General features: G+C 68.8%; 11 protein-coding genes. 3 read left to right on the top strand and 8 right to left on the bottom strand.

Features of this window, described 5'->3' with window-relative positions; genetic code table 11:
- Positions 1–175 precede the first annotated feature (175 nt).
- The 3 genes from ACVBEQ_RS22510 to ACVBEQ_RS22520 are packed head-to-tail and all read right to left on the bottom strand — an operon-like array spanning position 176 to position 6,998.
- Complete coding sequence (locus ACVBEQ_RS22510; RefSeq protein ID WP_447155636.1) at positions 176–1,045, bottom strand: transglutaminase family protein; 870 nt, start codon at positions 1,043–1,045, stop codon at positions 176–178.
- On the bottom strand, positions 1,042–3,639 hold the full coding sequence (locus ACVBEQ_RS22515; RefSeq protein WP_447155637.1) for a circularly permuted type 2 ATP-grasp protein: 2,598 nt from the start codon (positions 3,637–3,639) through the stop codon (positions 1,042–1,044). The genes ACVBEQ_RS22510 and ACVBEQ_RS22515 overlap by 4 nt, the downstream gene beginning before the upstream one ends.
- The gene (locus ACVBEQ_RS22520; protein ID WP_447155638.1) at positions 3,636–6,998 is read right to left on the bottom strand and encodes a transglutaminase family protein; all 3,363 of its coding nucleotides are present in this window, start codon (positions 6,996–6,998) and stop codon (positions 3,636–3,638) included. Before ACVBEQ_RS22520 ends, ACVBEQ_RS22515 begins: the two co-directional genes overlap by 4 nt.
- A gap of 137 nt (positions 6,999–7,135) precedes the next feature.
- Between ACVBEQ_RS22520 and ACVBEQ_RS22525 the strand changes: the two genes are divergently transcribed.
- On the top strand, positions 7,136–7,912 hold the full coding sequence (locus tag ACVBEQ_RS22525) for a hypothetical protein (protein WP_447155639.1): 777 nt from the start codon (positions 7,136–7,138) through the stop codon (positions 7,910–7,912).
- Between the two features lie 3 nt (positions 7,913–7,915).
- Here ACVBEQ_RS22525 and aspS read toward each other — a convergent pair whose 3' ends face one another.
- On the bottom strand, positions 7,916–9,697 hold the full coding sequence (aspS, locus tag ACVBEQ_RS22530) for an aspartate--tRNA ligase (protein ID WP_447155640.1): 1,782 nt from the start codon (positions 9,695–9,697) through the stop codon (positions 7,916–7,918).
- Positions 9,698–10,176: 479 nt separating this feature from the next.
- Here aspS and ACVBEQ_RS22535 point away from each other — a divergent pair, with 479 nt between their 5' ends.
- Complete coding sequence (locus ACVBEQ_RS22535; protein ID WP_447155641.1) at positions 10,177–10,584, top strand: hypothetical protein; 408 nt, start codon at positions 10,177–10,179, stop codon at positions 10,582–10,584.
- Positions 10,585–10,680: 96 nt separating this feature from the next.
- On the opposite strand, the gene ACVBEQ_RS22540 is transcribed toward ACVBEQ_RS22535, so the two are convergent.
- The gene (locus tag ACVBEQ_RS22540; protein WP_447155642.1) at positions 10,681–11,040 is read right to left on the bottom strand and encodes a hypothetical protein; all 360 of its coding nucleotides are present in this window, start codon (positions 11,038–11,040) and stop codon (positions 10,681–10,683) included.
- A 24-nt stretch (positions 11,041–11,064) separates the two neighbouring features.
- Positions 11,065–12,555, bottom strand: coding sequence for a right-handed parallel beta-helix repeat-containing protein (locus ACVBEQ_RS22545; RefSeq protein ID WP_447155643.1), 1,491 nt, complete (start codon positions 12,553–12,555; stop codon positions 11,065–11,067).
- A 203-nt stretch (positions 12,556–12,758) separates the two neighbouring features.
- On the opposite strand from ACVBEQ_RS22545, the gene ACVBEQ_RS22550 reads away from it, so the two are divergent.
- Positions 12,759–13,520, top strand: a complete 762-nt coding sequence (locus tag ACVBEQ_RS22550) for a response regulator transcription factor (RefSeq protein WP_447155644.1) — start codon at positions 12,759–12,761, stop codon at positions 13,518–13,520.
- A 39-nt stretch (positions 13,521–13,559) separates the two neighbouring features.
- Here ACVBEQ_RS22550 and ACVBEQ_RS22555 read toward each other — a convergent pair whose 3' ends face one another.
- Both ACVBEQ_RS22555 and ACVBEQ_RS22560 read right to left on the bottom strand, forming a co-directional pair.
- Positions 13,560–14,465 carry a hypothetical protein gene (locus tag ACVBEQ_RS22555; protein ID WP_447155645.1) on the bottom strand — a complete coding sequence of 302 codons (906 nt, stop codon included), beginning with the start codon at positions 14,463–14,465 and terminating at the stop codon, positions 13,560–13,562.
- A gap of 22 nt (positions 14,466–14,487) precedes the next feature.
- Positions 14,488–15,555: an LLM class flavin-dependent oxidoreductase gene (locus tag ACVBEQ_RS22560; protein WP_447155646.1), complete on the bottom strand. Its 1,068-nt coding sequence runs from the start codon at positions 15,553–15,555 to the stop codon at positions 14,488–14,490.
- Between the last annotated feature and the right edge of the window lie 17 nt (positions 15,556–15,572).

Genomic DNA, 15,572 nt, shown 5'->3' on the forward strand with positions numbered 1-15,572 from the left:
GGTGGTGGGCCTCGCCCGGTTCCGGGGGCACGACGGCGTCAAGGCTGAACCGACTTTACTGCCCTGCACGGCTCCCGCCGTACCCTCGCGGTGACCCGGTCGTCGCTCAAGGGGTTTACATGCCCGATGGCCGGCGAGCCAAACGCAAGGAACATCACTCAGTCCAACGGCACTGTCAGTCCAACGGCGCGACGTCGACCGAGACGTCCATCTTCCGGGTCTTGGCGTCGGTGTAAATGACGCCGCGCAGCGGCGGGACGTCGTCGTAGTCCCTGCCCCACGCCAGCACGGTGTACCGCTCGTCGGCGAGTGTGTCGTTGGTCGGGTCGAAATCGAGCCAACTGCCGTCGGCGAGCCGCACCGCCGCCCAGGCGTGGCTGGCGTCGGCGCCGACCAGTCGCTCCTTGCCTGGCGGCGGGTAGGTGGCCAGGTACCCGGAGACGTACCGGCAGGCAAGCCCGACGGAGCGGGCACAGCCGATTGCCAGGTGCGCGAAGTCCTGGCACACGCCGGCCCTGGCCTCGAGCACGTCCATCACAGTGGAGGACACCGACGTGGCGCCGTGCCGGTAGGTGAACTCCGTGAAGATGCGGTGCGTCAGGTCCGTCACCGCCTCCAGGATCGGCCGGCCCGGCACGAACGAGACGTCCGCGTAGTCGCGGATCTGGTCGGGCATCCGCACGAGCGGCGAGGCGAGGGTGAACTCGACCGCCGCGGGCTCGCTGCCGCCCGCCGGCCGTGCCTTCTCCCAGGGCAGCGCGGCGACCCGTTCGTCGAGGGAAGGGGGCGACACCTCGACATCGGACCGGCCGGTCACCACCAGTTCGGTGTGCGCGTCGGTGACGTGGAAGTAGGAGTTCGCGTTGCCGTACCCGTCCACGCTGTGCGCCATGTCGGACGGTCGCGGCTCGACGCTGAGCTGGTGCTGCAGACAGCGCTGCCCCGGTAGGTCCCGCGGGTGCAGGTAGCCGCGGCCGAACGACGTGCCGACCTCGTCGGAGTAGCGGTACACCGTGCGGTGCTCGATGCGGTAGCGACGGGTCACAGGATCCCCTCCCCTGCGACACCGAGCGGCTGCATCGGCGCCGGGTGCCAGAAGTGTTGCGCGGCAACGGCTTCGGCGATTCCGCGGAGGGCCTCGTTGGTACTGTCGAGCAGCTCGAGCAGATCCGGCAGCCGGCCTTCGGCGTCCGCGTCGACCAGGTCCGCCGGCCGCACCCGGCGGAGCCGTCCCTCCAGGTCCTCCAGCCGGCGCTGCGGCCGGGAGGTGCCCGAGGAGTCCGGCAGCGCTCGGAGGTCGGCCCTGGCCTGGGCGACCTGGTACGCGAGCGAGCGGGGGTTGCCCGCGTCGAGCAGCAGCAGCTCCAGCATGGTGGCGATCTGGATGCGGCCGCGGTACCGGCGCCGGTAGGTCACCCCGGACTCGCCGGCCGCCAGCACCGACTCGACCACCAGGGAGTCGACGGCGGAGCTGTGCGAGCGGGTGAGCGTCGCCCGGAGCAGGGCCGTCAGCTGCTGGCCGCGTTCCAGCCGGCGCCCGAGATCCATGAAGTACCAACCGGGATCGCGGACCATGTTCTCGCTGGCCAACCCGGACAGCGCCAGCATGCTCGACAGCACCGCGGTCTGGGTCGACGAGAGGGTGAGCCCACCGCCGTCACCGGGTGCGTCGGCGAGCGCGGCGAGCGCCCGGTCCGTCGCCCCCAGCACCATCCAGGTGTCGCCGGAGAGCTGGTCACGGACCGACCGGGCCGCCTCCCGCAGGCCCGACAGCGACTGCGCGACGGTGCCTTCCTCCGTGGCGTCCACCATCAGGTCCCGGATGTGCGGCAGCGGTTCGGCACCCGGCCGGGCGGCGCCGGTGCCGGACACCTCGGTGACGGCGGAGAGCAGGACCGGGACACAGCCCGCCCCAGGGTGCTCCGGGCGGAAGCGGAACTCGTCCACCCGCTCGCGCGCCACGATCAGCAGCCTGGTCAAATCCTCGGTGCGTTCGGCGTACCGGCCGAGCCAGAACATGTCCTCCAGTACCCGCGGGGATGACGCCGCCTCGGGGCGTTCGGGCTGCACCAGCGGACCCTCGTAGAGCCAGACCCGGCCGTCGACGCGGTCGGCGGCGTCCGGCCTGCCGGACCGCACCCAGACGTCCTTCGCGACGCTGCTCCTGCCCCGGACGCCCATCGGTTCGGTGTCCTGCACCCGGCCGAGGGAGCCCGGCATCGCCACGTACCCGGAGCCGTGCGCCACGGTGAACAACCGCATGCTGACCTGCCCGGCCACCAGGCCGTTGGGCGTGGCCATCGGCGCCTCGGAGAACGGCGCCGCCTGCTGGCCGACCCAGCGGGTCGGCTCGGCCGTCAACCGGTCCCGCCACCGGTCCCGCTCGGCGCGGGTCAGCAGTGCCGGGAACACCGACTTCCCCCGGCCGACGGGCCGCAGCACCATCTGGTCGAGATGGCTGAGCACGTGCGACCGGTCGGCGTCGGTGCCGCACCAGTAGGTGGGCAGCGACGCCAATTTGAGCGATTCACCGAGTACGGCGCGCGCGAGCTTCGGCAAAAACGGTGCCAGGCCGGGGTTTTCGAGAACGCCGCTGCCCAGGGTGTTCACCACGGTGACGGTGCCCCGCCGGCACGCCTCGGTCAGCCCGACGACACCCAGCCGTGATGCGGGGTTCAGGTCAAGCGGGTCGGACCAGGCTGCGTCGACGCGGCGGACGACCACGTCGACGGGTTCGAAACGGCCCATCGAGCGCATCCAGAGCCTGCCCCTGCGGATCGTCAGGTCGGCGCTCTCCACCAGCGGCACGCCCAGCAGGGAGGCCAACATGGCCTGGTCGAACGCGGTCTCCGAGTGGGTGCCCGGAGTCAGCACGACGATCCGCGGGTCCTCCGCCTCATTCGGCGCGACCGAGGCGAGGGCGGACCGCATGGTGTGGAAGTAGGCGGCCAGCCCGCGCGGGGCGCTGCGCCGGAAGACGTCCGGCAGCACCCTGGACACCACCCGCCGATCGGCCATCGCATAGCCGGCGCCGGACGGCGCCTGGGTGCGGTCACCGATCGCGTGGAACGCGCCGGACCCGGTCCGGCAGACGTCGACGGCGTGGAAGAACAGCTGGTGGGCGCCGGGGATGGTGATGCCGTGCGCAGGCCGCAGGTAATCGGGGTGCTGGAACACCAGCTCCGGCGGCAGCAGGCCGTTCGCGACGAGCCGGCCCGGTCCGTAGATGTCGGTGAGCACCTCGTCGAGCAGCTGCGAACGCTGTATCAGCCCGGCCTCCAGCGCGGTCCACTCGGCATCCTCGACGACCAGCGGTAACGGATCGAGCTGCCAGCGTTCCGGCGGAGCGGGCGCGGCGTCGGGATCGGCGCTGACATCGGTGACCGGTGTGTACGTGACGCCGTCGTCCTCGAGCAGGCGCTCCACCCGGCCCGCCAACCGGTTCAGGCCCTGCTCGCCGATGGTGTCCAGCTCGGCGGCGAGGTCCGACCAGCCGGGCAGCAGGCCGCCGTTGATCCCCGTCATCTCGTCGTAGCGGCGATGGTCGCCCGACGGCGCGGTGAGCATGCCGCTGCGGGCCAGGTACGCCTCGACCAGCGACACCCGGCCGGCCACAGCGGGGTCGGCGGACGCGGTCATCGCGCCTCCGATGCCGTGATCGCCCGTGCCCGCCGCAGGTCCAGGATGCCGACCGGCCCGGCGTCGACGGCCAGCAACGCGGCGCGCTCGCGGAGCCGCGCGATGTCGATCGAGCCCTGACCCGAACCCGCCGGGTCGAACCGTCTGGTCCGCCGGGCCTCCGCCTCCATGGCGTTGACGGGAGGCTTGTCGTACGACCGGCCGCCGGGGTGCGACACCCGGTAGGTCGCGCCGCCGAGCGAGACGCCGCCGCCGTTATCGACACCGGCCGGATCGACCACGTCGAACACCAGCGGCGAGTCCGGCGGGATGGTCGGATGCAGCGAGCTCGGCGGCGCCCAGGCGCGGTACCGGACGCCGGCGACCTGCAGCCCCGGAACCGCCGTCGGCTGCAGCGGAACAGGAAAACCGTTGCAGGTGACCATGACCCGGCCCGCCGACGCCCCGGTCAGGCTCACCTGCAGCCGCTCGACCGACGAATCGACGTACCGCGCCGTCCCACCGGCCGTCGCTTCCTCGCCGAGCACGTGCCACGGCTCGATCGCCCAACGCAGCTCCAACTCCAGCTCCCCGACCGTCACGTTGCCCAGCCGCGGGAAACGGAACTCGAAGAACGGATCCAGCCAGCTGGTCTTGAACTCGATGCCATGCGCGCGAAGATCGGCGGCGACCTCCGCGATGTCGGCGATCACATGATGCGGCAACAGGTACCGCCCGTGCAGGTCGTCACCGTGCCGCAGCAACGGCGCGTGCAGCGGTTCGTCCCAGAACCGGGACACCAGGGACCGGACGAGAAGTGTCTGCACCAACGCCATCTGGGCGTGTGGTGGCATCTCGAAGCCGCGGAGCTCGAGCAGCCCCAGCCGGCCTCGGGCGGAATCGGGACTGTAGAGCTTGTCGACGCAGAACTCCGCGCGGTGGGTGTTGCCGGTGATGTCGGTCAACAGATGCCGCAGCGCCCGGTCCACCACCCACGGTGACACGGCGCCGTCATCCCCGGTCTGCCGGCGGATCTCGGCGAACGCGATCTCCAGCTCGTACAGCGTCTCCGCCCGGCCCTCGTCAGCCCGCGGCGCCTGCGAGGTCGGGCCGATGAACTGGCCGGAGAACAGGTAGGACAACGACGGGTGGCGCTGCCAGTGGGTGAGCAGCGACACCAGCAGGTCGGGCCTGCGCAACAGCGGCGAATCGGCCGGTGTCCGGCCGCCGATGGTGACGTGGTTGCCGCCGCCGGTGCCGCGGTGGCTCCCGTCGACGGCGAACGTCTCGGTGCCGAGCCGGCTCTGCCTGGCCTGCTCGTACAGGGTGCCGATGACGGCGACCTGCTCGTCCCAGCTCGCCAGCGGCTGGATGTTGACCTCGATGACGCCGGGATCGGGGGTCACCGACAGGGTCTGCAGCCGTGGGTCGGTCGGCGGTCCGTACCCCTCCAGCACCACCGGTCCACCGGTGGCGGCCGCGGCCCGTTCCACCAGGCCGACCAGCTCGACCCACGGATCCAGTTCCTCGATCGGCGGCAGGAACACATACAGCAGACCGTCCCTGACCTCGGCCACCAGCGCGGTCACCGGTGCCCCGTCCGCGGACACCACCACGGCATGCTGCGTCGTCCCGACCGGGAGCGGCGGGCGCGGGGCCAGTGGATCGACCTCACCGGTCGGCTCGGGCGGCTCCCAGGAGATCGCGTCCAGCGGGAGCCGGAGGCCGGCCGGCGAATCACCGGGCAGCAGCACCAGCCGGCCGCGGCGAAGGCGCCAATCGGCGCTCCCCCAGCCCACCGTCGGTAGCCCGTCCTGCTCCTCCGGTGCGGCAAGCCGGTGCAGCGGCAGGACGAACGCGGTCGGGTCCGTCACCGACCGATCCAGCTCGGCCAGCCGGGCGGCCCTGGCGTCGGGAGTGTCGTCGGTCAGGTCCTCGGTGACCGGGTCACCGGCCGGCATTCGGACCTGCTGCGCAAGACGGCCGAGCGCGTCCTCGTACGCCGGCCGGACCTGCCCGGCCGGCAACCCGAAACCATCGGCGACCGCCGCGATGAACCGGCCGGCGTCCGATGTCGCCACGGTCGTCGCGGTCGTCGGCCGGGCGGCGCCGGGGTCGGCGAGCAGCGCCGGGTCGGACCACAGCGGCAGGCCGTCAGCCCGCCAGTGCAGGGCAATCTGCCAGCGGGGCAACGGTTCTCCCGGATACCACTTGCCCTGCCCGCGGTGCACGATCCCGGTGGGCGCGTAGATCGCTCGCAGCCGCTCGGCGAGCACGCCGGCGCGTTCGCGTTTCTGCGGGCCGTCCGCGTCCGTCGTCCACTCGGCGGCGGTGCTGTCGTCGATCGAGACGAAGGTGGGTTCGCCGCCCATCGTCAGCCGGACGTCACCAGCCTCCAGTCGCTTGTCGACCAGCGCGCCCACCTGCTGCACCTCGGCCCACTGCTGCGGGCTGTACGGCAGGGTGACCCGCGGATCCTCATGGATCCGCCGTACCAGGTTGGAGTACTCCAGGGTGGTCTGCGCGATGCCCGTCGAGCCGCTGATCGCGGCAGCGGTGGTGGGGTGCGGGGTGGCCGAGAGCGGGATGTGACCCTCGCCGGCGAACAGGCCCGACGTCGGGTCCATCCCGATCCAGCCGGCCCCGGGGATGTACACCTCCGCCCACGCGTGCAGGTCGGTGAAGTCCGCCGACGGCCCGGACGGGCCGTCCAGCGAGGCGATGTCCGACGCCAACTGCACCAGGTAGCCGGACACGAACCGGGCGGCGAGCCCCAACCTGCGCAACAGCGAGACCAGCAGCCAGGCGGAATCCCGGCAGGAGCCGATTGCCGTGGTCAGGGTGTGATCCGGCGTCTGCACGCCCGGTTCCATCCGGACCGAGTAACCGACCCGCCGCTGCACGCACGCGTTGAGCTGCACCAGGAAATCCACGATGGGTGTGTTCGGCCAGATCTCGAACTCGTCCAGCCACCGCCGGACCTCCGGCCCTGGACCCGAGCCGGGAGCACCCTCGTCCACAGGCCGCAGGTAGGGCTCGAGGTCGGCGGCCAGGTCCGCCGGGTACGCGAAGCCGTAGTGCTCCGCGTACTCCTCGATGAAGAAGTCGAACGGGTTGACGACGGTCAGGTCCGCTTCCAGGCCGACCGTGATGGACAGCTCGGTGGCCCGCTCAGGGAAGACCAGCCGGGCCATGAAGTTGCCGAACGGGTCCTGCTGCCAGTTGATGAAGTGGTCGGACGGCTCGACCGTCAAGGAGTAGGACTCGATCCGGGTCCGCGAGTGCGGCGCCGGCCGGAGCCGCACCACATGCGGATGGATGGTGACCAACCTGTCGAAGCGGTAGGTCGTGCGGTGCTCCAGGGCCACCTTGATCGCCACACTGATCCCCTCAAGAGTCGGAACTGCCGAACACCCGCATCGGTAGTGCCGCGTTCAGGGATGCCGTTGGTCGCACACTCTATTCAGCCCGTGTTTCCGGCTTGGTACATCGGGGGCGGAACGGACGTCCCGGCCGGATGTATCGATCGACGGTCATCCCTGCTCCCACGGTCGTGACTTCCTCGCCGGCCGTCCTGATTGCCACCCTGCTCGTCGTCAACCTCGTCATCGTCGGAACCTTCGGCGGCGTGTGGTGGTTGCTGTGCTCCATCCGCCCGCGCTTCCCCGCGGCGACACCAACCACGATCAGCCGGCTGACGTCGCCGCCGCCGGTCCCCGTGGCGGTCACCGGCGTGGTCGCGGCCGGTCCTGACGGGCCGGTGACATCACCGCTGAGCCGGGAGAGCTGCGCGTGGTACCGGCTGAACTCGTTCCGGCGTCGGGAGAGCCTTGACTCGTCCGTCCGCTACGAGAAGGTCAGCGAGCTGATCAGTGACGGCGACGTCGTGATCAGCGACGGAACCGGGTCGGCGACGCTGTCCATGGGCGACGTCGAGCACTACGGCGGCTGGCTCGTCCAGTCGACGAGCACCCCGCGTCGACCGGCCGGCACCGGCGTCCTCGACCGCGCCGGAACCGCTCTGCTCAGCCGCGGGCTCCGGCAGGACGAGTATGTGATCCCGATCGGCGCGACGGTGACCGTGATCGGTCGTCTCGTGCTGGACCGTGGCCGCCTGCGACCGGCCGACGGCACCCACCCGCTGGCGGCGACACCTCAATCTCTGCAGCAGTTCCAGGCCGGCCAGCAGGAGATCAGCCGTCGATCCCGGCAGACCGCGCGGCTGATGCTCGTTCTCGCGGTCACGACAGCGGCACTGCTCGACGCGGTCGCGCTGTGGGCGATCTTCGGGTGATTCTCAGGCCGGCGGCGCCGGCTTCGGCGGCACGAAGTCGACCCCGGCCTCCTTGCGCTGCTGGGCGGTGATCGGCGCCGGCGCCCCGGTCAACGGGTCGAAACCGCCGCCAGACTTGGGGAACGCGATCACCTCGCGCAGCGAGGTCGCCCCGGCCAGCAGCATGACGATCCGGTCCCAGCCGAACGCGATGCCGCCGTGCGGTGGCGCTCCGAACGCGAAGGCGTCGAGCAGGAAACCGAACTTCTCCTGCTGCTGCTCCTCTGTCAGCCCCATCACCGCGAACACCCGCTGCTGGATGTCCGCGCGGTGGATACGGATGGACCCGCCGCCGATTTCGTTGCCGTTGCAGACGATGTCGTAGGCGTAGGCGAGTGCGGAGTCCGGGTCGACGTCGAACGTCTCGAGCGATTCGGGCTTGGGTGAGGTGAAGGCGTGGTGCACCGCGGTCCAGGTGCTGCCCGCGCCGCCGACCGACACGTCGTCGGTTTCGTCGGTGCGCTCGAAGAGCGGGGCGTCGACCACCCAGCAGAACGCCCAGGCGCTCTCGTCGATCAGACCGCCCCGCTTGCCGATCTCGACCCGGGCGGCACCGAGGAGTTCCTGGCTGCCCCGGCGCGCGCCGGCGGCGAAGAAGACCGCGTCACCGGGTTCGGCCCCGACAGCCCCGGCCAGGCCGGCCCTCTCATCATCGGAGATGTTCTTCGCGACGGGGCCGCCGAGTGTGCCGTCATCGGCGATCGTCACGTACGCAAGGCCGCGTGCCCCGCGCTGCTTGGCCCATTCCTGCCAGGCGTCGAAGCCGCGCCGGGGGGTGCTCGCGCCGCCCTTCTGCACAACGGCCCCGACGTACGGCGCCTGGAAGACCCGGAACGGCGTGCCGGCGAAATAGTCGGTGAGCTCGGTGATCTCGAGGTCGAAGCGGAGGTCGGGCTTGTCCGAGCCGTAGCGGTTCATCGCGTCGGTGAAGGTGATCCGCGGGATTGGCGTAGTCAGCTCGTGCCCGATCAGCCGCCACAGCGCCGCGATGACGTCCTCGGCCACCGCGATCACATCGTCCTGGTCGACGAACGACATCTCGACGTCGAGCTGGGTGAACTCGGGCTGCCGGTCGGCGCGGAAATCCTCGTCCCGGTAGCAGCGGGCGATCTGGTAGTAGCGCTCCATCCCGGCGACCATCAGCAATTGCTTGAACAGCTGCGGGGACTGTGGGAGGGCGTACCAGGATCCTGGCTTCAACCGGGCCGGCACCAGGAAGTCCCTGGCACCTTCGGGGGTCGAGCGGGTCAGCGTCGGCGTCTCGATCTCGACGAACTCACGCGCGTCGAGCACCGCCCGCGCCGCACCGTTGACCGCCGAGCGGAGCCGCAGCGCGGCGGCCGGACCGGACCGACGAAGGTCGAGGTAGCGGTACTTAAGCCGCGTCTCCTCGCCCACGGAGATCGAGTCGTCGATCTGGAACGGCAGCGGCCCGGACTCGGACAGCACCTGCAAATCGGTGGCCTCGACCTCAATTGCGCCGGTCGGCAGATCCGGGTTCTCGTTGCCCTCCGGCCGGATCGCGACCGTTCCGGCCACCTGGACGCAGAACTCGCTGCGCAGCGCATGGGCGGCAGCGAGCACCTCGCCGGAGTGGAAGACGACCTGGGCCACACCCGAGGCGTCGCGGAGGTCGATGAAGATGACGCCGCCGTGATCGCGACGCCGCGCCACCCACCCGGCGAGAGTGACGGTCGCGCCGTCGTCGGTGGGGCGCAGGGAGCCGGCAGTTCGATCGCGGAGCACAGGGATTCCTCTGGAAGGGGACGGAGGGACCCGGCGATCCTACGGCTGTCGCGGGACAGCCCTTCTGCCTACGCACCCCAGTTGCACTCTGTCATCGGGGTGAAACAATCTGTCGCCATCGGGTCCGGCCCGATCGATTGTACGTTTCGGGCGATTTTCGATTGTTCCGATCGCCACTAGTCCCGCCGGGACGCGGACCCATGCACCGCGACACAGAAGAGCGGTACGGCCACCGACATCTGCGCGTTGTTGATCTGACGAAGGGCGGTCCCCAGTCTGCCCTTTCCGCCTTTCTGGCGGTTGACACTCCGACCCTAGGTTGAATTAGATCAAGGTGGCGGGTGATCGACCCGTTAAGGCGATCAAAGGGGATAGCCATGCGCAGATCACTGTTCCGTCGGCTGCTGTGCACCGTTGCGGTAATCATCACCGGAATGGTCGGACTTGCCGGCCCGTCGGCTGCGGCTGATCCGGACTCCGTGCTCGATTTCGCTGCCGGTCAAGCCTGCGATTTCGCGCTCAGGGTCGAAGTCAACGGCTCATCAAGAGTCCAGAGGACTTTCTACGATCGCGACGGCAACCCAGTGCGAACTCTGTCGGCCGGCACAGGCTCCACCCTGACCTTCATCAATCTCGACCGCCAGCGGAACACCTACACAACGAAATCCAACGGTGCGGTCGCTCGCACGGTCCCCAACGGCGACGGGACATCGACCGTGACGACCGGCGGACACAACGTCATCTTCCTGTTCCCCACCGACATCCCCGCCGGCCCATCGACCACCCTGTACGTCGGCCAGGTTGTCTATCTCACAGATGATGCGAGCAAGTTCACGCTTCTCAAGACGAGCGGTCGGAGCGTCGACATCTGCAAGGTCGTGAGCTGAAGAACGTTTCCGCGGGAACGCCTTCTAAAGCTGAAACACCGGCGTGTCCGGCAAACACGCCGGCACACGCGTCGCCGTTTGCTGACGGCCCCTGGTTCAGGAACCGCAGAACGTGCCGGGCGGTGCTCCCGGGGCCACCGTGTAGATCGTCACGAGAATCAGCCCGTCAACGGGATCCCACTCCCAGTAGGTCACCTGCACGCAGGTATTGCTGCCCGAACTCGTCGGTGCCGCAGCGGTGGTCGAAGTGGTGCCGGTCGGCTGGACCGACTTGCTGCTGACAGGCGTGGTCGGCTTGCCGGTGGTTGGTTTCGCTTTGCCTGACATCCTGGCATCGCTGGTGGTGATTGCAGTGGCCACGGCGGTGGGCGAGACATTGATCGCGACAGCCACGGTCAGCATGGCGACGGCAGCGGCCGTCATAGCGCGGGTGGTCAGCGATGAATGCACCGTCATCATGAACTCCGTCCGGCGCACGTGTCACGAACCGCAGGTGGTGCCGGCCGGGGCGTCGGGCGCGACGACAGCCGTTCGGGTCCAGGCGCCGCCGTCGGCCGGATCGAACTCCCACACCGGGACCCCTAGGCACGGCCACGTCGTCCGGTCAACGGCCGGCGGGCGCGGAATCGACGGCAGGGCGGCGGAGGTTGACCGCGCGACCGCGGACAAGCCCCGACGATCGCCTCCGCAGATGTTCGCGTCCGGAGGGATCTGAGTGACGCAGCGGTTCGCCAACCAGGTGCTCTGGGGGCGCGCATCGTCGCGTGCGTCAGCCAATCCGTTGCCCAGCATGGTGTTCCCCACGGCGACGGTGCCTGTGACAGGCGGATAGCCCGGCACGGCCGCCAACCAGATTCCATACCTGGCATTGCCGTTCAAGCGGTTCCCGATCAGCACGTTGTCGTCGTTGCCGGCCGCGACCACGATGCCGCTGTTGGTGCCTCCCGTTGCTTCGTTGCGGTACAGCAATCCGTGAGTGACGTTGGGTAGTGCTGATGGTTCGGGGAATCTGATGTTGATTCCCGATCCGCTATTGCTGATTCGATTTCTGGATATCACCAACCCGACATTGCTGTTGGGATTCGTGTAGTTGGCGAGCCGATTGACGCCGATCGATGGGGTACCGCCCTTGAGCCTGTTTGCGTCGACGATCAATCCGATGTTTCCCCCGCCCACGATGATGCCCAGACTCGGCTGCTCTGCGGCTTCGGTCGTATCGATGTCATTGTGGCTCACCTCACCGGAGACCACGCCACAGATGAGGAAGCCGACTCTCGTGCGCTTGACAACGTTATGAACAATCCTGATATCTGAATAGTAATGCTCCCCGTCGACGGACATCGCTTCGCTGAGGTTTACGAAGGAGTTGGCACTGACGACGGCATTGCGGAGATCACTCTCGTCGGCATAGAGGCCGACACGCTCAGGACCACCAACCACCCCTCGGAAGCAATTCCTCGTGACAACAGACGTTTGGTCCCCCACACTGCCGAAGTGTATGGCGAAGGTACTGGAACCCTCGAGCACGTTACGGCGTATCTGATAACCAGAGCCTTGATCGCTCGTCGTGATTCCCGTCGTTGTTCCGGCAATCACGAAGCCGTCGATCGTTGTTCCGCTCGCATTCTTGCCGAGGGTCACAGCGCCGGCGATGACTGCGGAACCGGGGGGCGGGGCACCGTCGCCGAAACAGTCGAGGTCGGGCGCGGCGGGCGCCAGGGCAGTCAGCTTGACGGCTTTGTCAACAGTGACGTCCCCGGCATAGGACCCGCCGCAGACGTGCACGGTATCGCCGGCCACGGCGGCGTCGATAGCCTGCTGGATCGACTTGTACCCGGCATCCGGGCATTGGACGCCGTCGTCATCGACCACCACAACTCTCGGCCCACCGGTGGCGACCGCCGGCACGGCAGGCAGCATCAGGACACCGGCCAGAACAGTGAACAACCCAAGACGCAATTGCGACCTCATCCGGACCCCCTCGGCACTTGCATCCGCAATCAGCACCCACGACAGGACGCCATCGACCCAAACCCGGCGCCGGAGACCACGATCCGCCTGTTGCTTACGGAACGGAGAGTGGCCATTGCGCCACTGGTGCTACGCCATTAGGTGTGGTAATGGACGAATCCCGAACTTTCCCCGAGAATTCCCTGATCGACCGGGGAGGGGCGATGCGGGAGGACGACATGCTCCGGCTCAGTGTGGAGTGCGCGCGGATGGCGGTACTCGGAGAGGACTATGCACAATTCCTTGCCGATGGCGTGCACCGGATATTGAGGCCTGACGCCGGGGTCGGTGTGACCTACCTGCCTGTCAAGCCCGACGAACGAACCGACGTCAACGTCGTACTGTCCGGCGCTCCGCCCTATCCGGCCGAACTCGCTGTCGAGGCCACGAAGCGCATGGATCGTCATCCGATTCTTGGACAGCCGAATTGGACAACGCTGGGCACCCAGCGGGTGAGCGACCGGGTGACACTACCCAAGTTCTGGGACACCGACGTCTGGTTCTACTTCCACGGTCACGTCGACGGCAAGTACGGTGCAGGGGCGCCCTTGTTTTCCAGCTCGGAATGCATCGTCTTCATCGGGGCACACAAGTCGCGGCACGATTTCGACGACGCCGAGATGAGCGTGTTGGACGCCATTCGGGGGCCGCTCGGTTCGGCACTCGCGTTTCGTGCTGTGTGGGACGAGGCCACCACCCGCCTTCGGCAAACTCTCGATGTCGAGATGCCCGGCGACCGCCTTTCCGCCCGCGAAGCGCAGGTGCTGACACTGGTCGCAAAAGGGTGGATCAACCAACGCATCGCGCACACTCTTGGGCTGAGCGAACGGACGGTCCGCAAGCATCTGGAGAACATCAACGCGAAGCTGGGTGTGACCAACCGAGCGGCAGCGGTAGCCCGTTGGAAGGCCCTGTCCGTCCCCTGACCCGCGAGCCACTACCGGCCGGCGTTCAGAGAAAGCCGATCAACGCGAGCGTTCCCACCAGTCCACCACCCGTAGGGCACGCAGCGTGGCCCACCGGCTGGGTCCCGGCTCCTCCATCACGAACCACGACCGACCCGAATAGCCGCGGTAACGCGGCCACAAACCGTCCGGCCGGCGGGCACGCTCGACGAGCTCGATGGCATCGGACAACCGGTCGTCCGCAGCAGCACCGGCCGCCCGGAAGTGCTCGAGACCGCGCAAGACGTCGAAGTGCCATTGCGGCGGGAACGGGAAACGCGTCATCGCCGGGTTGACGACCTCGCCGGTGCTGTGCGATCGGTACAGCCGGTGGTCGAGAAAGAACCCGCGGCCGCCCGCCATCGCAGCCGAGACGTCGACATCACCGCCCTGGTAGGCGAGCAACGCATCGAGGACGCTGATGGAGGTGTGGAACGACCCGTGCCGCGACCCGTCCCGCTCGGAACGGCAGTTCCAGCCGCCGTCGGGGAGCTGATGCGCCAGCAGCCACCGGACGGCCGGATCGACTCGGGCATCGGAATAGCCGAACGACGCGGCCAGCAGTACGAACATGCCCGTGATGCACGCCTCCGGGAGCCGGGCCGACTTCGCGATGTTCAGACCACCGGAGAAGTAGCTCGCGCCGTCCCAGATCTGCCGGCAACCGGCCAGCGCCTGCGGATTGCCCGCCTGCAGGCCGAGCCAGTGCAACAGCAGCAGGGTGTACGTCGTCGATGTCCACTTGGGGCTGTACAGCGCCCCGTCCCACCGCCCGTCGGAATCCTGGAGGGCGAGTAACGCAGCGCCCCAGCCCTTTTCCGCGACCACGGCGCGTTCCGCCGCCACCTCCCCAGGGGAGGCGCCGGCCAGATCGCGCAACACCTGCCAGCGGATTGCCGGATCGCCTTCCAGCAGCCAGGACACCATCCGCTCGCGGTCGGGAGAGGTGCTAATGGGCGACCCGACCCTGCAGGGCGTATGCCCCCGCGATGAGTTCCATCGACCGGTGCTTGGCGGCGGCGCCGTGCGCGCGGGTGGAGATCAGCATCTCATGCACCCCGAACCGGTCCGCCAACTCGTCAAGGCCCTGGGCCACATTGTCGGCTGTGCCGACGACCTCGGTGCTGCCCATCGCCCGGATCAGGTCGAGTTCGGCGGGACTGTACGGGTACGCCGCCGCCTGCTCGGGGGTCGGGATCTCCTGCAGCCGGCCAGATCTCAGTAGCACCATGGACAGCGCCCCGGCCCTGGCCTCGTACGCGGCAGCCTCCTCGGTGTCCGCCGCGAGGGCCGTCACACCGATCATCGCGTACGGCTCCGTCAGGGTTTCCGACGGCCGGAACAACGAGCGGTACAGATCCAGGGCGGCGTCGGTGTTGCCACCGGCGCCGGCGAAATGGTGCGCGAAGGCGAACGGCAGTCCGAGCCGCGCCGCCAGCCGTGCCCCGTAATCCGACGAGCCCAGGATGTACACCGGAACCGGGTACGCCGGCGTCGTGCGGATGCGGGAGAACGGGTGATCTGCCGGGAAGTCGCCGTTCATGAAGTGCTGGAGCTCCGCGAGCTGCTCGGCGAAGTCGGACCCGGCCCCGTCCATCTTGCGGCGCAGCGCATATGCCGTGAGCTGGTCGCTGCCCGGCGCACGACCCAGGCCGAGGTCGATACGCCCGGGATGCAGTGCTTCCAGCGTGCCGAACTGTTCGGCCACCACCATGGGCGCATGGTTCGGCAGCATGACGCCGCCGGACCCGACCCGGATGGTGCTGGTCACAGCAGCAATGTGGGCGAGAAGAACGGCCGGCGCCGACGACGCGACCGCCGGCATCCCGTGGTGCTCGGCGACCCAGAACCGGTGGTAGCCCAGCTGTTCCGCGTGCACGGCGAGGTCGGTGGTGGTGGCCAGCGCCTCGCCGACCGAGCTGCCTACCCCGACCCCGGCCAGTTCCAGCACCGAAAGCCGGAAATCCCGCCGTCCTGCGTCCTTCTCAAATGGTGCTCGTTCACTTGTCGTCGTCACCCGTGTGTCCTCTCGTT

Source organism: Nakamurella sp. GG22 (assembly GCF_052976845.2).